General features: G+C 44.8%; 17 protein-coding genes and 1 riboswitch. Of the genes, 1 reads left to right on the top strand and 16 read right to left on the bottom strand.

Annotation, left to right across the window (positions count from 1 at the left end; all coding sequences use genetic code 11):
* Positions 1-520: 520 nt before the first annotated feature.
* The 13 genes from AEA42_RS20005 to AEA42_RS19945 all read right to left on the bottom strand — a co-directional run bounded on the left by AEA42_RS20005 (position 521) and on the right by AEA42_RS19945 (position 13,850).
* Positions 521-739, bottom strand: a complete 219-nt coding sequence (locus tag AEA42_RS20005) for a hypothetical protein (protein WP_037428423.1) — start codon at positions 737-739, stop codon at positions 521-523.
* 362 nt (positions 740-1,101) lie between these two features.
* A complete protein-coding gene (locus tag AEA42_RS20000; protein ID WP_197278467.1) occupies positions 1,102-2,604 on the bottom strand; it encodes a sensor domain-containing diguanylate cyclase in 1,503 nt (500 codons plus the stop codon).
* Positions 2,605-2,986: 382 nt separating this feature from the next.
* Positions 2,987-3,370, bottom strand: coding sequence for an MAPEG family protein (locus AEA42_RS19995; protein WP_037428426.1), 384 nt, complete (start codon positions 3,368-3,370; stop codon positions 2,987-2,989).
* Between the two features lie 91 nt (positions 3,371-3,461).
* Positions 3,462-4,286, bottom strand: a complete 825-nt coding sequence (locus tag AEA42_RS19990) for a cobalamin-binding protein (protein WP_037428429.1) — start codon at positions 4,284-4,286, stop codon at positions 3,462-3,464.
* A gap of 15 nt (positions 4,287-4,301) precedes the next feature.
* A complete protein-coding gene (locus AEA42_RS19985; protein ID WP_055648651.1) occupies positions 4,302-5,339 on the bottom strand; it encodes a DUF2235 domain-containing protein in 1,038 nt (345 codons plus the stop codon).
* Between the two features lie 155 nt (positions 5,340-5,494).
* Positions 5,495-6,118, bottom strand: coding sequence for a cob(I)yrinic acid a,c-diamide adenosyltransferase (cobO, locus tag AEA42_RS19980; RefSeq protein WP_037428432.1), 624 nt, complete (start codon positions 6,116-6,118; stop codon positions 5,495-5,497).
* A gap of 15 nt (positions 6,119-6,133) precedes the next feature.
* Positions 6,134-7,666 (bottom strand): cobyric acid synthase, encoded by a 1,533-nt coding sequence (locus AEA42_RS19975; protein ID WP_156312383.1) that lies wholly within the window; start codon positions 7,664-7,666, stop codon positions 6,134-6,136.
* Between the two features lie 219 nt (positions 7,667-7,885).
* Positions 7,886-8,491: a bifunctional adenosylcobinamide kinase/adenosylcobinamide-phosphate guanylyltransferase gene (gene cobU / locus AEA42_RS19970; protein WP_055648649.1), complete on the bottom strand. Its 606-nt coding sequence runs from the start codon at positions 8,489-8,491 to the stop codon at positions 7,886-7,888.
* Positions 8,488-9,276 carry an adenosylcobinamide-GDP ribazoletransferase gene (locus tag AEA42_RS19965; protein WP_037414785.1) on the bottom strand — a complete coding sequence of 263 codons (789 nt, stop codon included), beginning with the start codon at positions 9,274-9,276 and terminating at the stop codon, positions 8,488-8,490. The genes cobU and AEA42_RS19965 overlap by 4 nt, the downstream gene beginning before the upstream one ends.
* A gap of 107 nt (positions 9,277-9,383) precedes the next feature.
* Positions 9,384-10,436, bottom strand: coding sequence for a nicotinate-nucleotide--dimethylbenzimidazole phosphoribosyltransferase (cobT, locus tag AEA42_RS19960; RefSeq protein WP_037414788.1), 1,053 nt, complete (start codon positions 10,434-10,436; stop codon positions 9,384-9,386).
* 144 nt (positions 10,437-10,580) lie between these two features.
* Positions 10,581-11,720: an iron ABC transporter permease gene (locus AEA42_RS19955; protein ID WP_050991353.1), complete on the bottom strand. Its 1,140-nt coding sequence runs from the start codon at positions 11,718-11,720 to the stop codon at positions 10,581-10,583.
* Positions 11,717-12,604 carry an ABC transporter ATP-binding protein gene (locus AEA42_RS19950; protein WP_037414795.1) on the bottom strand — a complete coding sequence of 296 codons (888 nt, stop codon included), beginning with the start codon at positions 12,602-12,604 and terminating at the stop codon, positions 11,717-11,719. Before AEA42_RS19950 ends, AEA42_RS19955 begins: the two co-directional genes overlap by 4 nt.
* Before the next feature lie 123 nt (positions 12,605-12,727).
* Positions 12,728-12,952: riboswitch (cobalamin riboswitch) on the bottom strand.
* Between the two features lie 175 nt (positions 12,953-13,127).
* Positions 13,128-13,850: a histidine phosphatase family protein gene (locus AEA42_RS19945; RefSeq protein ID WP_055648648.1), complete on the bottom strand. Its 723-nt coding sequence runs from the start codon at positions 13,848-13,850 to the stop codon at positions 13,128-13,130.
* Positions 13,851-14,080: 230 nt separating this feature from the next.
* Here AEA42_RS19945 and metH point away from each other — a divergent pair, with 230 nt between their 5' ends.
* Complete coding sequence (gene metH / locus AEA42_RS19940; RefSeq protein ID WP_055648647.1) at positions 14,081-17,815, top strand: methionine synthase; 3,735 nt, start codon at positions 14,081-14,083, stop codon at positions 17,813-17,815.
* A 426-nt stretch (positions 17,816-18,241) separates the two neighbouring features.
* Here the strand turns inward: metH and AEA42_RS19930 are convergent, their stop codons facing one another.
* The 3 genes from AEA42_RS19930 to AEA42_RS19920 form a co-directional block, all read right to left on the bottom strand.
* Positions 18,242-22,006 (bottom strand): SIR2 family protein, encoded by a 3,765-nt coding sequence (locus AEA42_RS19930; protein WP_055648645.1) that lies wholly within the window; start codon positions 22,004-22,006, stop codon positions 18,242-18,244.
* A 402-nt stretch (positions 22,007-22,408) separates the two neighbouring features.
* Positions 22,409-22,831 carry a hypothetical protein gene (locus AEA42_RS19925; protein WP_055648644.1) on the bottom strand — a complete coding sequence of 141 codons (423 nt, stop codon included), beginning with the start codon at positions 22,829-22,831 and terminating at the stop codon, positions 22,409-22,411.
* Between the two features lie 233 nt (positions 22,832-23,064).
* Positions 23,065-25,920: a thrombospondin type 3 repeat-containing protein gene (locus AEA42_RS19920; protein ID WP_055648643.1), complete on the bottom strand. Its 2,856-nt coding sequence runs from the start codon at positions 25,918-25,920 to the stop codon at positions 23,065-23,067.
* Between the last annotated feature and the right edge of the window lie 858 nt (positions 25,921-26,778).

The raw sequence follows: 26,778 nt of genomic DNA, 5'->3' as shown, positions 1-26,778 counted from the left end.
AACACGCATCCAGGAACATACGGGAACTGCTTGGCATGGTATGGCATTTTATGGGAACCGTTTCCCCATTTCCTGGCAGTGGGCATGGCACGGCGAAAATGTAGCAGTATTCGGATCAGCTATTTACCATGATCACAATCCCTGATTTACGGTTGGATTAGTGTAAAAGTATAGTAAGGTTTTCCTTAATTGCACTTTTATGAAACAGCACTACTAGGGCGTGCGAGGTTTCAGGATTATTTTGCAGCATTTGACTGACACTTATACAAAGCAAAGTCCGTGCGATGTCATGACTCAATCTAAACAGGCGATAACATAGCAGACACGCCAACACGTCCTAAATCCCCAAAGCCAGCAGCATATAATGCATTCAAAGCAAACAAATTTCTCATCTGTCGTTTATGTAAGCACCTAAAATCAAAGAGGGGCAAACAATCCTATTTGCCCCTCTGATGCAGTGACACTGTGGCGAATCAGTTAGTTACTTATGCGCAGCAAGAACAAACTTGATACATCGCCATTATTGAGTACATGTTTTTGTCGTTTGGCAATCAACCTGCTGCTTAAGTTGCTGTGCATATTGCTCCGCTGCTGCTTTTGCCTTTCGGGCTTCCACTTTTTGCTGCACATCTTCAGCTAATGCCTTATCAAAGGTCTCCATGCCAAAATAGTCGGCAACATCCAAATAAATAAACCAAGCGGCAGCGGCAACGAGGCCATAGGTCAGTAGACGTAACATGGTATTTAAACCTCAATAATTGTATCGACATCTGCAATATAGCTGAGGTTTTTTATAAAGAAAACTGTCAATTTAATGACCAAAAAATGTCAAATAAATACCATTAATCAATGAGATACAAAAACACAAAAACCTTAAATTACAGAGTTTTAGCATTTTAAGATTAAAGTCTGCATTAAACTGTCAAAATTAATGATTTACCATGGAAAAAGATCGATTATTTGACATGTTTTTATAAAGTGACAATAAACCATAATCTCCTTAACTAACGTCAGGAAATCGACGATAAAATCATCAAACCCTATTTTTGGCATAAAAAGCTAAACCCAGCGATAGCCAATTAGGTTAACTTCAAATTCTGTTTAGCCTAAGTGCCAGCAATCCCTCCCAGCAGCTTTACTGCGATATAATGCCGCATCAGCGCTCTCAAATAATTTTTGGGGCAACTTTGGGCCAATGGCAATACCTATGCTTAAGGTTACCCGACACTGTTTCTCACGCCATTGTTGCAGACGGATAGAATCTAATAACCGATTAAGATTGTTCACTAATTCAGCTTTATCTTCCAAAGGGAATAAACAGGCAAACTCATCGCCACCAAAGCGATACACTTGTCCACGAGTGAAAGTCACCGCCAAAATATCTGCGACACGTCGCAGCACAGAATCTCCAAACTGATGACCAAACTGATCATTTATCTGTTTAAAAAAATCGACATCAATCAGGACTAACACATAGGGCGGCTGATGCATTCCAAATTGATTAAGATCTTCATCAAATGCACGACGATTGCCTATATTCGTTAAGGGATCAAGCCTAAGTTTTAAATGTTGCGTTGCTAGTTTATTTTTAATTTTTCGCAGGCTTTTATCCACGAACCAAGATGAATTCACTAACTTATCTTCAGATAACACGCCATTTAACTGTTCAACTTCTAACTCAATTAATTTAAGTTCTTGTCTAAAAACTTTCATTAGTGACCTAGTTCCCATAGCGGCAACAATAAAAAATGCAGCAATAGGAAGTAATAGTAAAACAAGCTGTTCCACAAGTGCCTTTTGGAACCTAACTGCTGGCACATAAATACCTACTTCCCAATCAGCATAGGCTAAAGGTTTCACTAGCAATATGCCATTCAGTAAACCACTAACACAAACTAAAGATTGATTTGCAGAAACAGTATCGAACTGTAATAGCTCACCATTCACTACTGACAACATTTCTTGGCTTTGACGATCACGAATAAAAACTGAAATATTTAAATTGGTCGACATTCGCTCCAACACTTTATCCAAGGTATCAAGAGACATATCAACCAGCATAACACCAATAGGTAATCCACTGTCAGACAATACTTTTTGCCCAAGACTTAGTACTTTTTGATGGCTATTAAATTCCTCATAGGGACCGATCCAAACTGGGGCATTTGATTCAGATTTAAGAATATGAAACCAAGGTCGCGTCTCAGGATTAAAATCAGCGCTTTTTTCCCAATGAGGGTAGCTATCAATATGTCCATTTAAGGCATTATAAAAATAAATATAATGCTCTTCTTCCATTTTAATTTTATGCCCTACAGCCCAAACGGGATTAAATACAGACTCACCTGCAAGAATAGCATTCTGATCAAGCATAGAAATTAAGACTGAATGTTGCTTTTCATTTTCTTTAACTAGCTCATAGATATAGGTACTTTCAAGTACATTCAGTATTTCCTCATACCCCACCATTCTTAATCGAACATGGTTTTGATAATTTAACACTGCTATTAATAATGTAATAATCACAATCGCAATGCTGGCAAATAGAAATGCTTTAGTAAGTAAGTGATGTTGTTTTAGATGAGGTAATAAGGATGATGGCATCGTGTATCTAGATAAAGTAATTTGTACGAATACTAGGGGGATCATCCTCTCACTTCATTGATAGTTATCAAATTTGAAGATAAAAAACGTTAACATTTAAAGCTTTTAAACGCCGAAGCTTACAAAAAGAAAATAGTTTTATGAAATTGTTTAAACCACAAGAAACTGAAACAAAAATAACATGTTTTCAACCACAAAAATCAGCATGGATTTACATATTATCGACAAACGGTTGAGGCAGTTCATAATTCTTTGGCTGCCATACCAGCGTTTTTTATAAAACGATTAATTGATGCTGATTCGATAAAAAAATACTCAAATGCGACTCAAGATCACAACAACATTCCTAAGGTAAGCTCCACCCTCAAAGGGTTTACTCGGCTTAAAAAGCTTGAAAAAAGATCCCAAAGGCACTGAAAATCGCCACAAACCAAGAGAGGGATCGTAAGGTGCCTTTATTCAATAGATATAAAATCTGATACGCAAAGCGCGCCACAATATGCACAATGGCTAACCATTCGGCTGTAGGTGTCACCTTGCCGGTTGCGATTACAGTCAGCACCGCCAAGCCAAATATCAGCAGTGATTCAAACGCATTTTGATGCCCCGCTAACGCCCGAGCACCAAATCCAGTTAACTGCGCCTGCTGGCTGCGAGGATGATGGTTATCATAACCACCCGCTTTAGCCATCGCCCAGGCCACAGGACCTTTGGCTAAGTACGGCAATAACATGGCGACAAACAAACAAGTCAGTAGTGTATTCATAGGATTCCCTTATTGCTTAGAACAATAAATGCATATCAAACAGTGCGTTGTAGTGCTTATAACAGTGAATTTACTAGCAAAAGGCGATTGATTAACGTGCCTTATCTAAGGCATCGCAAACGGCCTTTACACCAAGTAAAGCTCTAGGCGTCGCGCGGTGTAATAAATCGGCATTTAATTGATAAATATGCTGGTTTTTAACGGCGGGGATTTCGGTCCATTTACGCCAATCAATCCCTTTAACATTGCCTTCTTCTTCGCTTTGTAAAATCACCTCGGGCAAGGTCAGTAGCACATTCTCAAGACTCACCTGCGGATAATCACTCGCCGCATCATAAAAGACATTTTGCCCATGGCACACGCCAATAATCTGCTGGATCCAACTGTTTTTCGCAACCGTCATTAAGGGCGTCGACCACAACTGATAAAACACTTTAGGCTCAGATTTAGCGGCGTTTTCATTGCGGAGTCGAAGCAGCTCGCGGCGATAATCCGTTGCCACTTGATTAGCCTGCTCCACATGCCCCGTTAATTGGCCTAACTCTTCAATTTCTTTAGCAACATCCTCAAGGGTGTTTGGGGAACTGCTGTACAGTTTAAAACCTAAGTTTTTGAGTTGGTTGATATCCTCGGCTTTATTGCCCGTATCCCACACCACAATCAGATCGGGATTAAGCTCTAATACGCGCTCAATCTGAATACCATAATAACCACCAATACTAGGGATTTTTTTCGCCGCTTCGGGATAATCCGCATAATCTGTGGCGGCCACAATCGTCTCTCCCGCACCAATGGCATAAAGCATTTCAACCGCGTGGGGAGACAACGCAATAATACGTTTTGCTGGCTCTGCGATAGCTGATATAGGTAACAGGGCAAGACTGACACCTAGGATAATAATGCGTCGAATTAACATGATATTCCTTATGATTTAATCGATTAACTTTTCTGGCCAGCCATATTTTTCAAGGTAGGTCTGCAAGTTTTTAGGGCGATACTGAGGATCTTGATCCCAACGCACCTTGACCGAATGATGCAACAATACAGGCGCAACATTCGGGTCAAGCGCCCGCAAATACGGCTGCTTAATCCGATAAAAACTACGGCGTGAATCGTGCAGCGTCGCCAAGGGATTAGGGCGTAAACTGGCCATTAAATGTGGCTCGAGACTTAAATTAAACCGCTCAGCCTCAGCGATCATCCACTCAAGGGCATTATCTGACAATAAAGAGCCATCTTTATCCGGCTGATAACTGCCGCCAATATTGCTATGGGCGCCAGCAAACCACACCTGCTGCATATCCATATTGTCGCGTAATTGCCAGATAGTGGGCTCAAAGTCGCTGCGATGCTCGTCTATCGCCAAGGCATGGCGGGCAACACGCACATTGCGACCGATTTTAGTGTCGTAAAACTCATCTTTATCTTCAAATAAGCCGAGGAAGGAAATCGGGATCCCCATGGCGCCTACCGTATCCCACACCCCAACAAACTTAATCTCCCGTGATTCGTGGCTGTGCTTTTGTCTAAACTCAACGGATTTATCGCCGCTTGGAGCAAAGGGCGCGCTGCTTTTTTTATAGTGGTCAAAGGCTTGTTGGATAAGCCTAGCATCGGGGCGCTTAAGAATACCGCAGTTATTGATAAGGCCACACAGGCAACGCACTGTGTATGCGCCTCGGCTAAAGCCAAAGAGATAAATCTCATCGCCAGGGGAGTAGTTCTGCACTAAGTAGCGGTAACCATCCATGATGTTTTTATGTAGTCCACGCCCCGTCGCGCCGCCGATGGCTTGATCGTAATAGGAGCCAACGCCCCAGTCATAAAACACCTGCTGGGGTTTTCCATCGGCCGCCATCGGGCTGATGGCCCGCGCCAGACGCAGCACATTCGTGGGAAAATCCACTTTAAGGTCTTTCTCTGGCCGATTCCAAGTACCGTCGGCACAAATCACAATACGTTTATTCATCGCATCATCCTTGAGTTACCCATGCTACTCACGCTAACGGCTATAGATAAAAACGCTAACCATAGTGACGCTAACGGATTTTACCGAGGAACAACAGCCCTAATGGGGCTTAAAGAGCGGTTTGCTGTGTAACCAATCCGCCTAAGCCGCGCTGTTTAATAGTCGAATCCAGGCTGCGCTTTAATGCCCGCTTCGAAGGCATGTTTAATGGGTTGCACTTCACTTACCGTATCGGCCAGCTCGATAATCGCTCGGTGGCAGGCGCGGCCAGTGATAATCACATGCTGCATAGATGGACGGTTTTTAAGTGCAGTCAGTACCCGTTCGACATCAAGATAGTGATAACTCACCATATAGGTCAGCTCATCGAGCATCACGCAATCAATGCTCTCGTCTTGCAGTAAAGCTTCAGCTGCTTCCCAAGCGACTAGGGCGGCTGCGGTATCCTTTTCTTTATCTTGGGTTTCCCAAGTAAAGCCGGTGCCCATCACATGAAAACTAACGCCTGCGCCTTCAAGTAGATTACGCTCACCGCATTCCCAAGTGCCCTTGATAAATTGCACTACCGCCGCTTTTTTGCCATGACCCACCGCGCGGGCAACAGTACCAAAACCTGAGGTCGACTTGCCTTTGCCATTGCCCGTTAGGACTAACAAAATGCCCTTTTCATCCTGAGCGGCGGCAATTTTTGCATCAACCCCCGCTTTGAGTTTTTGTTGGCGCGCTTTGTGGCGTTCAGCCTTTAATTGTTCTTGGTTATTATCGTTTGCTGTTGTCATGGTTTGGTATTCATCCTACGGCTTAACTGATGCGGTTAAGATTGCCTGTAATTGTGGTAAATCTAGATGCTCGGCTAGTACATCAGCCAAACGATTCAACTGTTGTTCGCGAATTTCATTGATATCAATTGCTTGCGCATCTTCTAATCCCGCCCAGCGCAGAATTAACTGGCACGCCTCAGGGCTGTCGAATAGCCCGTGTAAATAAGTGCCTAGCACTTGCCCGTCCTCACTTAAGCAGCCGTCAGCAAAAGACTTTTCCGCCTGTTCATCGTAAGTTAGCTCATTGTTCAAGCGTAATGGTGCGCCCTTGGCGGCATCACTGGAGGTGAGATATTGGGACTCACCGCAGTGGATCTCATAACCTTTGACCGCCACAGTCTGCCCTAACAATCTCAACTCACCTGCGACGCTACGTAACTGCTTTTCAGCTTTAAATTCGGTGGTTATGGGTAAATAACCCAACCCTTGGCTAGTCCCGAGCACATCTTCAATCCCTAACGGATCGGCAATGCGCTCACCCAGCATTTGATAACCACCGCAAATTCCCAGCACTTTACCGCCGTAGCGTAAATGCTTAGCAATTTGCTTATCCCAGCCTTGCTCCCGCAAAAAAGTCAGATCGGCTCGGACATTCTTACTGCCGGGTAAAATAAGTAGATCGGCGGCGATCTCCGGCGTCTGAGCTAAGGCTTGCGTCTGGAGTGACACATAATCAAAATCGATATCGGGATGCAGCCTGAGCGGATCAAAATCCGTGTGATTGCTGGTGCGTGGATATACCAGCACTCGCACTTTAAAACGACTCTTGGCCTGCTTAGTTGGCGAGTCAGTGAGCGCATCCTCGGCGTCTAAGTGCAAATCATGCAAATAGGGCAGCACGCCTAATACTGGCTTTTGCGTATACGCCTCAAGCCAATCAATACCAGGCTGCAACAGGCTGATATCACCGCGAAAGCGATTGATCACAAAACCCTTTACCCGCGCCTGTTCTGACTCGGATAACAACGCCAAGGTCCCGACCAAATGGGCAAAGACGCCGCCTTTATCGATATCGGCAATAATAATCACCGGGCAGTCAACCGCTTCAGCAAAACCCATATTGGCAATATCCCCTGCACGCAGGTTGATTTCAGCTGGGCTCCCCGCCCCTTCAACCACTATGGTGTGATATTGCTGACCTAGGCGTTCAAAGGAGTCCAGCACAGCATTAAGGGCCATGGCTTTATAATCTTTCGATTTTTCACCAAAAAAAGCCGAGGCTTCGAGTGTCGTTAACGCTTTACCCTGCACAATAATTTGGGCGCCCGTATCTGAACTGGGTTTGAGTAAAATCGGATTAAAATCAGTATGTGGCGCTAAATAACAGGCCGCGGCTTGCAGCGCCTGTGCGCGGCCAATCTCGCCACCATCAACAGTCACAGCACTATTAAGCGCCATATTCTGTGGTTTAAAAGGCGCGACGTTGACACCCTGACGGGCTAGCAATCGGCAAATTCCCGCCACCAACGTACTTTTACCCGCATCTGAGGTGGTGCCCTGCACCATTAATACTTTGGCGCCTTGGGACGGTGTTTGAGGCAAACTAGCGGTTGACGTTTGATTGGTTGCCGTGGGATCTGCAACGTTATGTGAATGCATGGGCAAGGACATCACTCAATAGATGAAATAAGATAAAAGGCGCTTCTTTTTATACGAACTAAATGCAAAAGCGGCTCAAAATAACATTCACAACTTGATTTAAATGCACCAGCTCATTTAAGTGCGCTAACTCGATTTAAGCGTCAGCGGTAAACCCGCCACCACTAAGGTCACATTATCCGCAACCGCAGCAACATCTTGGTTTAACCAGCCAGCTTCATCCACAAATTGGCGACTCAGTTCCCCCAAGGGCACAATGCCTGAGCCTACTTCATTACTGATTAAAATCACCACACCTTCAAGTGTATTTAACGCACTGACAAAATCCGTTTTTGCCTGCCGCCAGTGGGCTAACACATCGTGTTGAGATGATGTCGCAACCGCTAGGGCAAAATCTGATTCGGTCGAAGCTGGCTCAGCCTGTGGCTGGACTGCAAGCAATTGATTAGTTAACCAAAGCGTTAAGCAATCCACCATAATCACCCGCCCCGGCTTAGCTAAATGCTTAAGCTTGGCGGTTAATGTCAAGGGTTCTTCAATCAACTGCCAGTCGATATCGTCCTTGGCACGACCATCTTGATGCAAACGGATCCGACTGGCCATTTCAGCATCGAGTGCCTGCGCGGTTGCGACGTAGCAGGCATCGAATCCTAAAGCCGTATACTGGCGTACTAAGGTTTCACCGTAACGGCTCTTACCGCTACGAGCGCCGCCCAGCACTAAATGGATCACAGAATGCTACCTACAACGAGCAGCACGAAGTAACACACAATTTCACAAATTTGCTGCGCAGCGCCTAAGGTATCGCCTGTATAGCCGCCAATTTGACGTCTAAAGATCACCACGATCAAACGGCGCAATCCGATCATAATCAACAACAGCGACAGTGCAGCAATCCCCTTTAACACTAACAGCACTAACACACCACTGGCGATCAAAATAAACAGTTCATTAATGCCTTGGTGCTGCGCTAACGGCTTAGATTTACTGGACTCATCATCGCGCACATATTTTTCGGTGAAAATAAGGCTCGCGGCCACGACTCGACTCACAGTATGGGCGACAATCATCGCCGAACCAGCAACCACAGGGTCATAAAGCGCTAATTCCACCAATAATTGCCATTTAAGCATCAAGACAATAATCAAGGCCAAGGCACCATAACTACCAAGGCGCGAATCCTTCATAATGCGCAGCTTGTCTTCAGCCGTCCAACCGCCACCAAACCCATCGAAGGTATCGGCTAACCCATCTTCGTGGAAACCGCCCGTTAACAGCACGCCCGTTAACATCGACAGCAATACAGACACCCCAGCGGGTAACCAATTTTGAGTCAGCCAAAAAACGATGGCGCTTAACAGTCCCACCAGTAAACCCACTAAGCCAAAGTAACGACTGGCTTTATTGAGTTTATCGGCATCGACTTCGACCCATTTGGGCATAGGAATACGGGTAAAATAGCCCATGGCCACAAAAAATAAATCTATCTCTTTGTGCCAGCTTTCGCGTTCTGACATAAAGCATCCTTAGTGAATACACACTTGCAGCAAGGTTTAAAGTTAAAACGGTTAGCTAAAAGTTATTATTTTAAATTAAGTTAAATAAATAACTTAGCAGGGCTACATCATACAACAGCCTCAATCCCTGCATCACTAAAACTCGCCATTTGATTGTAAAAATTTACTGCGGCTTGAATTAACGGCAATGCTAAAGCTGCCCCCGTGCCTTCACCTAATCTAAGCCCCAAAGATAACAAGGGTTTAGCTTGCAAATATTCCAACATACGTTGATGGCCTTGCTCCTCGGAGCAATGGGCGAAAATCAGATAATCCCGCACATTAGCATTGATCGTCACCGCGACTAATGCGGCGGCGGTCGCAATAAAACCATCCACAACTACCAACATCTTGCGCTCAGCTGCAGCCAGCATGGCACCAGTCATTTGCACAATTTCAAACCCGCCAAGACAAGCAAGCACTTGTTTTGGCCCACTAAGCGCACTTTGATGCGATAGCAACGCCAGTTCTACCAAGGTTAACTTACGCGCTAAAGTGTCGCTATTAATGCCTGTACCGCGCCCCACACAGTCAGCTACATCTAATTGCATAATCGCCGCCATAATTGCCGCGGCAGAGGACGTGTTGCCAATCCCCATTTCACCAAACGCAACCAGATTACAGCCTGCTTGATGGTGACGCTCAATAAGCTCGCGCGCCATATCAAAGCCCTTATCCACACTCGTTAAAGGCATGGCTGGCTCCAAATGAATTGCAGCAGTACCCGCGCCAAGACGTTGATCGATAATCCCTTCTAGCCCCTCAACGGGTGTCAAAATACCGCAATCGATCACTTCAAGCGTAAAACCTAATTGGCGACAAAACACATTAATGGCCGCGCCGCCGTGGGCAAAGTTTTGCACCATTTGGTGGGTGACTTCACTTGGGGCAATCGAAACCCCTTCAGCGGCAATGCCGTGATCCCCTGCAAATACCAACATGGTCGGTTTGACTATCTGCAATTGTTGTGGCCCTTGAATGCGAGCAATTTGTAATGCTAAGGATTCGAGTTGTCCCAATGCACCTGGCGGCTTGGTCTTAAGATCGATTTTTTGTTGAATAACCTGATCCTGCGCTTTACTCACAGGCTCGATTTGAAATGACAGGCTTGATTGAGACATTCACACTCCAGTGACTAATTCGATTTCAATAACTCGTTCGATTTCAATAACTCGTTCGATAACAACTACGACGCATACAGCGGCTATTTTCCATACGCACTTAGTACTAAATTAGCTAATCCTCTGCGAAAAACGCGAGTTCAATTAGTTGCGCCGACGCAAAATCAGCAAAAAGAAAAAACTACCTATCGAGGCGGTGATAATACCAACGGGCAGTTCTTGATTACCCAGTAAACATCTCGCGAGCACATCAATCCACACCATAAACAAGCCGCCCACTAACGCGGTGAGCAAAATGGGCTGACGCCCGGGAAATAACAAGCGCACAGTATGGGGGATCATTAATCCAACAAAACCTATGCCACCACAGGTCGCCACTAAAACGGCGGTAATTAGCGAGCAGAGCAATAACATATTGAGGCGTAATTTAGGTACATTCACCCCTAAGGTGTGAGCCGTTTCATCCCCCGCCTGCAGGGCCATAATCTGCCGCTTCCAACCGAGGATGATAAAAAAACTTACCAATACAACGATGGATGGCAAAATTAAGAGCGGCCAACTGGCCTTAGCAAAACTGCCCAAACTCCAAAAAAGCACTGATGCCGTGGCCTGCGGGCTGGCAAAATACAACAGCAAGCTGGTTAATGCGCCAAACATAAACGATGTTGCCACCCCAGAGAGCAGCATGCGCTCAACTTGGCTGTTGAGCCCAAGCCCTGACAAGGCGAGAACAATAAGAACGGATAAACTGGCACCAATAAAAGCGCCGAAAGGCAAACTAAACCACAGGAGCCCAGCAAACATTCCCGAGCCACTAAAAATCCCCGAATTGGCAATAACGCCAGCATTACCGAATAGACCAGAGCCAGTAAACAAGGTCAGCATCACCACAGCGCCAAAGGAGGCACCTGAACTGATGCCAAATAAATAAGGGTCAGCAAGGGGATTGCGAGTTACGGTTTGCAGCACACTGCCCGCTAAAGACAGCCCCGCCCCCGCCACAAACGCGAGCAATATCCGTGGCAACCTTAATTCCATCACAATCCGCTCCGTCATCGAGGCGGTAGTTGACGCACCGTCGTTGGCGAAAAATTGATTGAATAATTTAATAAACACATGCAACACATCTAAAAAGCTGATATTTGCCGCGCCAAAACTGGCGGCCGCAATCGGGGTCAGCAGGGCAAAACCCACCAAGCCAAGAATCAGCCATTGCTGGCGGGTTAATGGCGTTAAAATATGGGTTAAAAGATTCATCATTATCAGCTTAAACGTGTGAATCATGGCGTGTTTATCTCCCCGTTGATGTTATGGGGAGCGGATACAACCACATCATCCGTCGGTGATTTTTGATAACCATAAAAGTAATTAATTAAAGGATTGGCATGTTGTGGATGGGGCATCACTTGAGCGCAAACACCAAAAACTTGGGCAATGCGCTCCTCTGTTAATACCTCACTCGGCGTGCCCATGGCGCTCACTTGCCCCTTATCCAGTAGCAGCAAACTATCACACAGGGCACTTGCTAAATTCAGATCATGAATAGAGGCAATGACACTAATGCCAAGGCTTCGAACCAACTCCAAAATTTGTATTTGATAGCGCACATCGAGGTGGTTTGTGGGTTCATCTAAAATCAGTAACTGAGGTTGTTGCACGATAGCGCGGGCAATCAGTGCCCGTTGTTTCTCACCGCCGGAGAGCCTTTCATATTGCTGATAGCGCTTATGGCTAAGACCTACCTTTTCAAGCGCCTTGATAATTTTTTCACTATCACCGCTGGAATTAGTATCGAACATCCCTTTGTGGGGCGTGAGCCCCATAGCAACGAGTTGCTCTGTGGTCATATCAAAATAGTGCGGCGTATCCTGCTGCACCACAGCTACTTTGCAGGCAAATGCCTTGGGCGAAAGCTCGTTAATGTCCTGCGAAAACAAACTGATTTGCCCCAGAGTTGGGCGAATAAAACGATATATACAACGCAGTAAACTGGATTTACCCGCACCGTTAGGGCCGATTAATCCCAGCATTTCACCGCGTTGTAGGGCAAAGTTAATCCCTGAAAGAATGGTTTTGCCTTCGATGGTCCAACTTAATTGGCTGACATTGAGTGCCACATTAGCTAGCACCGCCGAAGATTGCACATCTGTTGACGTGGAAGGCTTCATTTAAAGCAGCTCCCACAGGCATATTTTGTACCCAAACCCAGTAGCACCATGGGCCACAGGGCGAAACGTATCAATATCATTTTCTGCTCCCTCGAGTCACCCGCTCGAGAACTAAGGCTGCACGCAGCGAAAACAGAAATAGGCAGGTCTCCTGACTTGTAGCAAAGAAGGTTCTAGGTTCTAGGTTCTAGGTTCTAGGTTCTAGATTCTAGGCTCTAGATTCTAGGCACTTCTTTTAACTACTCACAGTTGCGGGTACAGTTCGGGCTGGCTGATGGGCAGCACCCCGATTCCCTATTATGTTTGGGTTGATCCGGCGTTTATAACGACTATTGCCTTAAGCGAATAGCGCAGGATAAAGCGAAATTCCCAACACCTATTTCTGCGACATTTAAACTTAGCGAACACCATGTGCTATATGGCTCAAACGTCAGGGAAAAGCATTATCCTATATCTTGCTCATTAGGCAATGCAGTTTAAATCAGAAAATTTTCATCATCCCATTTAGCATGAGATTTCTAACTCAATCAGCATGGCCCGATGGCCAGTCTAAGCGCCAGTATCGAGTTCCATGTTTATCTTCGAGTACATTAATCGTCACCACCGCGGCAACCGGTAAAGTCAGTTGACTGTAAAACCCTACCGTTCTCACCGCCCCCAATGCTCTTGCCATTAAATGACGGATCACTCCGCCGTGGGTCAGAATCCAGATATTGGCTGTGGGTACATTGGCATTACACTCGCCGTGGGCCTGTTCATCATCCAACGCCAGCAGGGCAAACTCTTTATTGAGGATCTGCTCTATTGCGCCATCGATACGAGCCTCGAAACTTGCCATCGTTTCACCATTGGGCGGCGACACGGCCCAAGGATCTTGCCAATAGGCCGCCATGCGCTCGCCATCCTGTTGATATAACTCATCGAGCAAGCGACCATCCCAATCGCCAAAATCCATTTCTTGTAGATCCTCCAGCAGGTTGACCTCAAGCGACGAAGGCGTTGGTGCCGCTAAATGTGAACTCTCAGACAAGCTGGAATGCGGCTCCAGCGCCAACACCTTGGCAAATTCAGCGCAGCGCTTTGAGGTAGAGCTGTAAATACCGTGGCACACAGTCGCCTGCGCCGCCACTGCTGCCGACATCTGCCGCCAGCCCTTCTCGCTCAGTGGAACATCGACTCTGCCACGTAAAATCGCCCCGCCTTCGCATTCCCCGTGGCGTAACAGTAATAAGCGAACTTGTTTCATATATGCCTTTTAAAAATCTTAGGACCTAAACTCTAGATTCTAGATTCTAGATTCTAGATTCTCGCTCCTAATGACTTTCACCTTGCCCTGACAATCCGATGTCGCGTATTATGGACGTCTATACGTATAAATGTCCAAATCATAACGAACGACATTCAATAATAAAATGCAATTTACCGCAGAATTGCATATTTTTGGACTCAACTTAGCTGTAGTAAAGGTAATCATTTATGGCGATATCTCTCCATCGAGCCAGCCAAACACTGGCAGACATTCGCAACCAGTTGTCAAAGCGCATTCTGATTTTAGACGGCGCCATGGGCACTATGATCCAAGGCTACAAGCTAGAAGAAGCCGATTACCGTGGCGAGCGTTTCAAGGATTGGCATACCGACGTTAAGGGCAATAACGATCTCTTAGTGCTCACACAGCCACACATCATCAAACAAATTCACACCGACTACCTATTAGCCGGTGCCGATATTATTGAAACCAACACTTTCAACGCCACCACTATCGCCATGGCCGACTACGATATGCAGTCGCTGTCCGCCGAAATTAACCGTGAAGGTGCGCGCCTCGCCCGTGAGGCCTGTGATGAAATCGAAAAAGCCACGGGTAAACCACGTTATGTCGCCGGTGTGTTAGGACCCACTAACCGTACCTGCTCTATCAGCCCCGATGTTAACGATCCCGGATATCGCAATATCCACTTCGATGAGTTAGTGACCGCTTACTGCGAATCGACCCGCGCCCTGATTGAAGGCGGCGCCGATATCATTATGGTCGAGACCATCTTCGATACCTTAAACGCTAAGGCCGCCTTATTTGCCATCGAAACCGTGTTCGATGAACTCTTTGGCGCTAACTCGCCAGCACGTTTGCCAGTGATGATCTCCGGCACTATTACCGATGCCTCGGGCCGAACCCTGACCGGACAAACCACCGAAGCCTTTTATAACTCCCTTCGCCATATCAAGCCCTTATCCATTGGCCTTAACTGCGCTCTCGGCCCAAAGGAGCTGCGCCCCTACGTCGAAGAACTGTCACGCATCGCCGAATGTTATGTCTCGGCGCACCCTAACGCGGGTCTACCAAACGAGTTTGGCGGTTACGACGAAACCCCAAAAGACATGGCCAGCGTTATCCAAGAATGGGCCCGTGAAGGCATGCTCAACATTATCGGCGGCTGCTGTGGTAGCACGCCCGAGCATATTAAGGTCATTCGCGAAGCCGTGGAACCGTTTGCACCACGGGTACTACCCGAGATCCCCGTCGCCTGCCGTTTATCGGGTTTGGAACCGCTCACTATCGACGCCCAAACCCTGTTTGTGAACGTGGGTGAACGTACCAACGTCACTGGCTCGGCTAAGTTCTTAAAGCTGATCAAAGAAGGCAAGTTCGAGCAGGCGCTCGATGTCGCCCGTGAACAGGTAGAAAGCGGCGCGCAGATCATCGACATCAACATGGACGAAGGCATGCTCGATGGCGTGGAGGTGATGCATAAGTTCTTAAATCTTATCGCCTCTGAGCCGGATATCAGCCGAGTGCCGATTATGATCGACTCCTCAAAGTGGGAGGTGATTGAAGCGGGTCTCAAATGTATTCAAGGCAAGGGTATTGTTAACTCTATCTCCTTGAAGGAAGGCGAAGAGAAGTTTATCGAGCAGGCAACCCTCGTTAAACGCTACGGCGCGGCGGCCATTATTATGGCGTTCGACGAGCAAGGCCAAGCCGATACAAAGGCACGCAAAGTCGAAATCTGTACCCGCGCCTACCGCGTGCTGGTCGATAAGGTCGGCTTTCCGCCCGAAGACATTATCTTCGACCCGAATATTTTCGCCATTGCCACGGGTATCGATGAGCACGATAACTATGCTGTCGATTTTATTGATGCCATTAAAGAGATTAAGGCCACCCTGCCCCACGCGATGATTTCAGGCGGGGTGTCGAACGTGTCGTTCTCGTTCCGCGGTAACAACCCAGTGCGTGAGGCGATTCACGCGGTATTCCTGTACCACGCGATTAAAGTCGGCATGGATATGGGGATTGTCAACGCGGGCCAGTTAGCGATTTTTGACGATATCGACCCAGAGCTTAAAGTACGGGTCGAGAACGTGGTGCTCAACCAGCCTTGCCCGGTTGAGGGTTCGAGCAATACCGAGCAATTGCTTGAGATTGCTGAAAAATTCCGTGGCGATGGCTCAAGTGCCGCCAAAAAAGAAGATTTAGAATGGCGCTCATGGCCAGTTAATCAACGTTTAGCCCATGCGCTGGTCAAAGGCATCACCGAATTTATCGACGAAGATACCGAAGCGGCGCGCCAACTCGCCTCCCGTCCGCTGGATGTGATCGAAGGCCCGCTGATGGACGGTATGAATATCGTCGGCGACCTGTTTGGCTCGGGTAAAATGTTCCTGCCACAGGTAGTCAAATCCGCGCGGGTGATGAAAAAGGCCGTGGCCTACCTCAATCCCTTTATTGAAAAAGAAAAAGTCGCAGGTCAGTCGAACGGTAAGATTTTGATGGTGACCGTAAAAGGCGATGTGCACGATATCGGCAAAAATATTGTTGGCGTGGTACTCGCCTGTAATGGCTTTGAAGTGTTCGATTTAGGCGTGATGGTGTCGGTAGAGCGCATTCTTGAGGCGGTGAAAGAACACAATATCGATATTATCGGCATGTCAGGGCTTATCACCCCAAGCCTTGATGAAATGGTGCATAACGTCAAAACCTTCCACCGTGAAGGGCTCACCATTCCGGCGATTATCGGCGGCGCAACCTGCTCGAAAATCCATACCGCGGTGAAGATTGCGCCCCATTATCCCCATGGCGCGATTTATATTGCCGACGCCTCCCGCGCCGTGCCCATGGTCAGCAAGCTAGTCAGCAATGAAACTCGCCAAGCAACCATTGATGAAACCTACGCCGACTATGACGATATGCGCACCAAGCGTTTATCCCAAGCTAAGCGTAAGGAAATCGTCTCGCTAGAGGCCGCCCGCGAAAACCGCTGCCAGCACGATTGGGCCAACTACACCCCGTTCACACCCAAGGTGCTCGGTCGCCAAGTGTTTGATGATTATCCATTAACCGACTTAGTAGACCGTATCGACTGGACCCCCTTCTTCCGCGCGTGGGAGTTGCATGGCCATTACCCTGAAATCTTAACCGACAAAGTAGTCGGCGTTGAGGCGCAGAAACTGTTCGCCGATGGTCAGGCGATGCTTAAAAAAATCATCGAAGAAAAGTGGCTCACCGCCAAGGGCGTGATTGGGCTGTTCCCCGCCAATACCGTCGGCTTCGATGATATTGAGCTATATACAGATGAGACTCGCACCGAGGTTGAGCTGACCACCCATCACCTGCGGATGCAGCTTGAGCGGGTGGGTAACGATAACTTCTGTCTGGCCGACTTTGTCGCGCCCAAAGACAGCGGCGTTGCCGACTATATGGGCGGCTTTGCGGTCACCGCAGGACATGGGATTGATGAGCATATCGCCCGCTTTGAGGCAAATCATGATGACTACAACGCCATTATGCTCAAGTGTTTAGCCGACCGTTTAGCCGAAGCCTTTGCCGAGCGGATGCACGAGCGCGTACGTAAAGAGTTTTGGGGTTATGCCGCCGATGAGCAGCTCGATAACGAAGCCTTAATTCGTGAGAAATACAAAGGCATACGCCCAGCACCGGGTTACCCCGCTTGCCCGGATCACACCGAAAAAGGCCTGTTGTGGGAACTGTTAAAGCCGAATGAAACCATCGACTTAAACATTACCGAAAGCTACGCCATGTTCCCTACCGCCGCAGTATCTGGCTGGTACTTTGCCCACCCGAAATCCCGCTACTTTGGCGTGAGTAATATTGGCCGCGATCAGGTGGAGGATTACGCGAAGCGTAAGGGGATGACAGTCGCCGAAACGGAAAAGTGGCTAGCGCCAGTGCTTGACTATGACCCTGAGTAGGGAGTGATCCTGACTGATTTTTAGAAATAGTCAGGATCGGACTTACGCTAACGCGGTTTGAAAAGCTGATTCAAACTTCGTTTGAATAAAGCGTTAAAGTCGTGGGGCTTCACCCCACACCCGACCAAGGAGGACTGCTCGTCCTATCCTCCTTGGATGCTCCAAGACGCCCCTAGCGAAGTTACATGCATTAGTGAGTGGCTTCGTGCTTATTCGAAAATCGCTAACGCTTCCGATGGGGCGTCCCTTCCCCCCGAAAGCTACGCAGACGTCCTGTCTGCGTCACGCGATTTCCTTCAACGCCCTTCAGCAACTTCGCAGGGGATTGGTGAACTTCTGTGGCATTAGAGTTAACTTTTCACCTTTAAAGAGTTATGCGTTTCCTATCTCTTAGCCAATTTAACAATGGGTAGCTTGTTAAACCTTTCAAACACTACGCCACGCGGCTCTTACCTCTGCAAATTCATTTGTTGTCTCACTAATTTGACGCCAATAATCAATCACTGATGTAGATTTGATCTCAAGATTTGGCAAATGGACAGCAAACTCAGAAGCTAATGTCACAACCACTTTCCTTAACTCTATTTTTTCATTGAAAGTGAGGTTTAAGCGCTCACTGTCATAACAACTTTCATCCTTTAATCGTTCGATAAGTTTTAAGGCTGCAAATTGCAGTTTCGGTGGCAATTTTTCTTTCATCTCGCGAACTAACCTGATAACAATCCACAAGCTTTGAATTAAAGTTTTACTGCGATCCCAAAGGAGAATTTGGCATAGTAGCAATACGGCTTCTGATTGAAGCCCTTTCAAATCTTTCTGGATAATCAGTAATATGGCCTTTAAAGCATCAACTACCTTCTGGTAGTCTGAACTCTGACTCGCATCGGTTATTCGCGCCAATAAAAAATCAGATTCAATATCAACAATATGACAGCAAGCCGCTTGAGCTTCCAACGTATTTAATTTTTGATCTCGCATTTCGTCGAGTAGTCTTAATAAATCCATTTTTGTTGTGCTTGACGCTCGGTTATTAAGAGTTGGTCCAATAACAATGGCTAACACCGCTGAAATCCGCTGCAATCTGGAATGAAACTCCTTATCCCCACCAAAAATACTGGATTCTCTAGGTTTTGAATTTCGTTCATTATCTAACCTATTTTTGTCTGAATCCCACCAATTCATTAATTGCTTTAAAAGCTTATTGGCCTCTTGAATAGTCCAGAACGGCTTTCCTTTTCTTTCGACTGAAGTTAACTGCGCAGAGCCGAGCAATTCATCAATTTCCTCCGAATGGCCATTTGTAATAGTGAAGCCAGTTTCTCCAGATTTTTGAACAGGGAATGCAAGCGAACTGAGATAACTCCTATACTGCTGTTCTTGCTCTTCTGTCGTAGGTAGATATTCTAGAAAAACAAATTTGTAGAACAGCTCGCATTTGGGTAATCCAAATGGATCTGCCTGCTTCCAACATGCCTCTGCAAACTGCTCAATTTGGTTTTCGGATAATGCACCAATCTCAAGCAAAAACATAAGAGTACTGACAGCCCAATCTCTCAAACTTGAATTGTCTGAAGCCACATCTCGTAGCAAATAGTCAATTTCAGGTTGGATTTCAGTCAAGTCAGTGGTGGAAATTCCTTGTCTTCTCGTCAGCCCTACAATCTTTAACAAAGGTAGAAATTCATTCTTGGTTCGAAAATCTAAATCTCTAGGTTGCTTAATTTTGAGAATGACGGGTAGGAATCGAGAAAGCTCAGTGTTTGTAAGTGAATCGAGAAATCGCTTCGATAGGTTCTTCACCCCGCCATAATTTGATTTATATGGTGACTGGTAGATGAAATCTATCAAAGAAAGTACCTCTGACTTCACAGCGGCACTGCACTTGCAACATAATCTTGAAATTACCTCGGGTAGAATTAACGCTAGACTCTGCTCAAAGGTCTTTTTCTCTAACGTATAATCTGATGAACTGGGCTGATAACTTTTTAGAATCTTTGTGAAACGTAAGATCAGTTGATCGCAGTACTCAACCGTTAATCGAAACACAGATTCCCGATTGAAAAGCTCATCAACCACTTTTGGTTCTCCAGACCTCAACATGGTAATTAGCGCCCAAGTTGATGAGTACTTCGCGATACGGGGAAGTGTTGCGATAAATGTGTTTTTAACGAACGTCGTATTTGATACACGACATGGTAAACCAATATCCTCAGCAAACCGCAAAAACGCATAGGCATTCAGCGCATCTAAGTCATCGGTTCCAAAATTTGATGAGGTATTTTTTCTACCCAGATCGAAAGCATCCTTTTCAACTACTTGCTGCTGGATATCGACAGGTTTTCCCAACATTAACTCAAACAACTTCAGTTCCGCCCAAGGGTCGCAACAAACAGCTTTTAGTTCATCCCATCGTTGATTGCGATGCTTTTCGTTTAACTCTGTTTGTTCATTTCGGTCACTACGTTCTCTCCATCCAAGCAAAGCCTCAGGTATCCATCTGCAATGAACCATTTGATAAGCCTCATCTGATTCTGACTGATAGGAAACTCCAGCTATTGTATTCTTTGCTTGCTCTTTGGTATCGAAAAGCGCTTGCAGTAGGCCATCACCGAGTTCAAAACTTTTATCCTGCATCGTTAATTGGTAAAGCAAACCTAATTCGGCTGCTGCACAAAAACGAATACTTTGCCAATACGGCTTTGACAACGCAGGCTGCCATAGCGCTAGCTGCTCTCGGGCACCACTAAAATTCAGCTGGAAGAACTGAAACAAGTAACTTTGATAATGCAAAAACTCATTCTGTTCATCGGAAAGATAATTTCGCAGCGAATCAATTCTATTGAATAATATTTGCCAATTGTCTTGTTGATCATCTTCTCGATAAAAGCGCAACAAAGCACAGGCGAGTTCTAACCATGCGACCCGAATCGCTGGCCAATCCAAATACTGAAATTCTGGGAGTTCTTGGGTTACTTCATAATCTGTTGAATATGACGTTGAAGGAAATGGCCAATACTTTTTCAATACAGCTTCAACTTTCTCAGCAATATCGTCAAAAAGTGGCAATAAACATCGGTCTAAACGCCAAACCAATTCAAATAAAAACAGTAGGTCATTACCACTTTTAGTACTTTTGGCATCTTCGGTAAAATCAACTTTCGCCCAAGAACGAGTACAACTTAAAAGATTTTCTCTCTTACTTTGAGGTAACACACGCCAACCCGGATATGCCAAGCGCTGAGAGCTCCAAGCAGCAATTCTGCTTGTAAAATCACTCTCTTTGACAAGAAAATTCTCTGGTCTAGCGTAATCCGGTTTAGGCCAATCCAAGCTATATGGATTACGGCCTTTCATGAAATTGAAAAAACGCTCAATGGCTGCTGCGTGATCACCCACCGCAAAACCGTTGCAAAGAGTCATATCAACAACAATTATCTGTCTCTTGGCCAACACAGCCTGTTGGGCTACAGATATTTTACCAGTCGCAATTAAATAAATCGGTTGGCATTGATCGCCGCCAAGCTGGTCACGAATCCAGCCTATCCAATGCAGAAAGTTTGGATCGTCTCCTGAAAAGCCAATCAAACAGAGGGTGTTCTCTAATAGAGCCTGCCGAACCGTATTTACAAAAGGCGCTCGTTTTTGCGGGTATTCTCGGTAATCTTCTTCTGTAATAACAAAAGGACGATGACTGGGGAAACTGCCATGTAATTTGATAATCCTAGGTTTCTTTTGGAAAGCCAAATCATCTTGGTGAAAAACTGTAGAGTAACGACGACTGATTACCTTTCTTTGTGCTCGCTCGAGTAAAGTATCGTAATTAGTGGTAAGGACGTCAGCCCAAGGTAATTCTAAGAGCGTTTCATGCAACACTGATGGGTCTACAGTGTTATCGGGAATATGTTGCATTAAAACCGCATCGAGCGCTGGACGCTTTATTACGGCTTCTGCATCTTCAGCCACTTTTAATAAGCTTAGATAGGATTTTTCGTTCGTATCAGGCCTTCTGCCGTGAGCTTTTTCAAAGAGAATGTCACCCAATTCAAACCAACTTGGATACTTGGCACTGGCGTTTTTGCTAAACCCAGCACCTACCATAACAACGGCTCTGTCACTCCAAAGCCGTTCTGCGATCTGCTCCAAATGCGCTCTAATCGTTTCAGGAAAGTTATCTTGCTTGTTTTTAGCCATTTGCAAACACCATTTTAAAAAGATCGGACAGGCACATTTTTATGCCCTAACAATCGACCAATAACACCTGAGCCGAAGGAGTACACCATCCCCTCGGAGTTGCCGCAGGGCGAATAGGCAAATTGCGTGAGTCTCGCCATGGTCGTTATCGTGCATCCATACACGTCACGACATTCAGGCATCCTGCCTATCAGATGGCGAGCTAGCTTTCGCAGGTGCAGGGACGCATCCTTCGAAAGCGATAGCAAATTTGCCAATGAGCACAAGGGGCTTTCAACTCCGTTAAGGGCGGCAAGGGAGATCCAAGAGGGAATTGCTGTTGCTCCCCTCTTGGTCGACTCTTGTTTAAAAATTAGGGGTGAAGCCCCACAACTTTTATTTATGCTAAAAATTTCGACTACTTTATTTCGAAAGTACCAATTCACCAGAGTCATACGCCTTATCAAATTCTGCTTTGGCATCGGCTTTATGGTTTAGGCAGTTAACCATATGTTCATCTGACTTATAGTTTTTGCAGTCTTCGGGGACGATATAATATTTGCGCCATGCTTCGGCTTTGCGTATACGTGCGGCTTCGTTTTGCTGAGCGATACGTTGCTGTTCCGCAGCCTGTTGCATTGCAATTTGTTGCTTTTGATATTCAGCAAGCTGACGCTCTTTTACAGCTTGTTGATGAGCTTTTTCTCGCTGTTGTTGCTGTAGCGCGATTTCGTTTATTTCTTGCTTAACCCGATATTCGACATAGCTTAGATAGCCAATTCGCACTAACAAAGTGACCAAACCCGCTAACAAGATCCCTAAGGTAATTTGTAAAACTGATTTCATTCCAAAATCCATTTCTATTCCGAACAGCTCTTTTCATCAGAAAACATAAATACTACGGGATACACCAGAACTGGCATTGTTGCACCAGTGACGTTGAGAAAAATGGGCAGGTCATAGTAATACTAACCTGCCATTCCTGTGCTTTACATTCCATGAGTCATTTCTGGTTATTTAGCAAACTTGCATCCACTGTTTAGCAATTAGAGCTTTAACAATTAAAGAATGTAGCATAATCAGTTTAATCTAAACTCTATTGCACCAATATCAATGACTTTTGTTCCATTGTTATCACCGTCAATTGGTCTTGCTACACCATATAGATCGACATCTACTTTCAAGGGCGCACCTGCATCGATTGCTGGTGAGTTACTAAAAGGATATCCATTACTATCAAGCAAAGGATCAGCAAAAAGAGTATTCACCTCAACTTGTTGATCCTGCATATCTATATACAAGCTATTAACTTCATTGACTAAATTGTTATTCAAGCTAATGCTAGATTCTGGAGTAAAACTATACAAAGTACTAGCATAAGAAGCATTATCAATTAACGATCTGGATTTTGAAACGATATTGTTATCGATTGATATTTTATAATATGGCTCATTAACCCCATGATAAATAAGCTTCACCACAGATTCTAAACCCAAAAATGTATTATTATAAACTTCTAACTCAGAGGACATACTTGCATTGATAAGCTGACATCCAAAATATAAATCAGGCGCATCAAAAAGATTACCAAAATATATATTATTGACTAGTCTAGTCTTAGTGTTTTGTGCAACAGCATAATTACCGCTTTCAATCCTAGGGCAATGGTAATCATCATCCAAATTACTAGATACGTAACCATTATCGAGAGCCTTACCTATCAATATATTTTGTTCAAAAAGCATTTCACCACTATTTAAAACGTATACTGAACTGAGGTTGCTTGGTGTACCATCGAATAAATTACGTGTAATAGTACCTCCACTACTCCCTACCTTTATATAGTGATTAGCCAAGGTAAAACCATTTAAACTACTGTTTTTATCAATAATTAAACTTGGTTGCCAAAATGAAGTTTCACCGCTATAAAGCTTAGCACCTTTAGATTCAGCTTCTAATAGGGTTTGCTTTTTAGATAAATCTAAATCACCAATATAAATTCCTGCCGAGACATTAACTTTTTCACCATCGGCCGCCATATCAATCTGTTTTTGTAATGCTTCTGTAGATTGACCAACCACTATTGGAAATGGTATTGAAGATAACACTTTATCACCAGTTATAGAACTGAGTGAATTGAATACTAACTTTCCTTCCCCTTGACTATCTCCCCTAATATCAAGTGTAAAACTATAAGCCTGTTGATAGTCTTTAAAAACAATTTCGTTTCCAACCAAACAATTATACTTTTCATGACTATTAACACATTCGGCACTTAATAATGTGATATGTTCAGGTATGTCTAGTCTAATTTTGTTGCCAGTTACAGTGTCAAAGCCACCAAATTTAGATTCTTGTTGATGAATTATAAATGCTAACTTTTGTGAAGTATCAACTAACTCCATCATGTACTCTTGACGGTTATCAATCCACAATCGATAAGATACATCAGCAGCATGTCTTGCTACATCAATCGTTGCTTGGTTATTCGACAAATCCTCATCATGTCCAAGATGCTGTATTTTTGCAGTGATAACACTCTTAATCTCTGATCCATTAGCTGAGTCAGCATTTAAATAGATCTCTTGAACAGCTTTATATCCTGGAGATATATTATCCCATTTACAGGTCAGTTCGAGTAGATTATCTGATAAAGTACAAAAATTTGAATGAGCATAACTATCGCTATCAAAATAAATCGGAAGAGATGTTGAGTAGGTCGTCAACACTGTTCCGCTGTCAGTTGATTTTACATCACTTTCGACTTCAGCTTTTACGATAATTTTTTTAGAATAGCCTTGGGTTTCATGGGATAAAGTAACTCCGAGATCAGCAATTTTAGGAAGTATTTTTTTATCGTTAGGATGACCAAAAGATAAGAACTCTTGCAAATTAGTAAAACCATCACCATCTAAATCTTGAGTTGCATCCAAAGCCGATGTTGGATTTAAACCAAAAGCTAACTCCCAACCATCAGTTATTCCATCGTTATCTGTATCCTCAAATGAGGTCAATATGGAGGGTTTATAGTATTCCTTTAAAAAAGCATATTCTTTATTTACCATGCCACTATGTAGCATAATTTTATAATAGGTATAATTAGAGTTTACGTTTCCTCTTAACTCCTTATAGAATTCAACTGAAAATGTAGCTTGGCTACTGTTACTTCCCCTAACAACAAACTCACCACTTTCTTCATAGGCATGTACCATAGTGTTAAGTTTAAATAATTCATTCGTTTGGACATCCCAGAACCCTAAAGATGAATCGAATACGCGACCTTGTATCCTAAAACCATCATTTCCACATAAAACCATCTCATTACCAGTTCTAATATATTTAAAATTTGAAAATAAGATTTGTTTTTTATTATTAACATCTGAAAAAATTAAATTATATGTTGCTTCAGTTTTTGCACAAGTTAAGTCCTGCTCTACATATTGTGCAGTACCAGCAAGTAAACTGTGACCTAAAGTACCTTTTACATCAACATCCTCAAAAATCACGGTACTATCAATAAGTATTCCATCGGTGGAAAATCGGTTTGCTCTCACAGTAGCTTTACCGTTAGTTGTCATACCATCTTCAACGCAATTAGTGAAAGCAATATTTTTTTCTTTATCTGAGCTTCCATTCGAAATTTTAATCGTTCCACCACCAGAGCAAGTCGAACCCAGTTCGCCACTTTGATCGTTATAGTCCGGTAGTAATTCAGGAATGAGTGTAAAGATGTACTTGTACACTTGGCCTAATGTTTCTGTATTCAATGGAGCTGCAGACTCAATACCTGCATATTGGTCTTTAATATTGATAAATTTAGACAAGGGATCTTTGGTGACAGGAGGTGGGGTAGGTGTTTCTGCTGAAGAATCTCCACCACCGCCACCACATGCTGAAAGACATAAACACAAAAGGGGTACAAGTGCATATTTCATATCATAACATCCATTTATTTGATTTTATTAAATTATTTAAAATATTCGGATAGGTATAACTTTCATTGTTTATAACTGACACTGAGGTTAAAAAAATTGGACAGGCACTTTTATGCCTTAACAATCGACCTATAACACCTGAGCCGAAGGAATACACCACCCCCTCGGAGTTGCCGCAGGGCATTTGCGTTCGTTGCGTGAGCGAGGCATGGATGCCGAGATAGCGTCAGTCGAATCAGGGACGAGCGTCTGACGCGATAGCATAAGAACGCTTAATGCCCAAGGGGCTTTCAACTCCGTTAGGGGCGGCAAGGGAGATCCAAGAGGGAATTGCTGTTGATCCCCTCTTGGTCGGGTGTGGGTTGAAGACCCACGACCTTGATTCACCTCGGCCGAAAGGCCGCTAAATAACCAGTTCACTACTTTGTGAACCGACAAAAATCTTTCCATGGCTACCGCACTTGGCCAACACCCATTAGCCAAGGGATTGCACTGCTGTAATGCTTTTATAGAATCTAGAATCTAGAATCTAGAATCTAGAATCTAGAATCTAGAATCTAGAACCTAGCACCTAGCACCTAGCACCTAGCACCTAGCACCTAGAGACTTATCGCATATTGTTCAGGAGGTGTTCTTGCGAAATAAAGATACATCTTCCTGATGCAAGTGAACTGAATCGAGGTCACGATTAAGTTTCATCCTTGTTAAAAACCTAAGATAACGTTGTGCTGAACATCTGTCTACCACTTTCACATTACAAATTAGATAGTTAAGTGATGACTTAAGTTTATTTGAATGGATGCAGATTTACTCAAGCCCACCAAAAACCAAGGGGCCCGTGGGCCCCTGGTTGATAGC

Source organism: Shewanella sp. Sh95 (assembly GCF_001308045.1).
GTDB lineage: Bacteria > Pseudomonadota > Gammaproteobacteria > Enterobacterales > Shewanellaceae > Shewanella > Shewanella xiamenensis.
The sequence above is the reverse complement of the archived record's forward strand: the minus strand, read 5'-3'. Positions and strand labels throughout refer to the sequence as shown.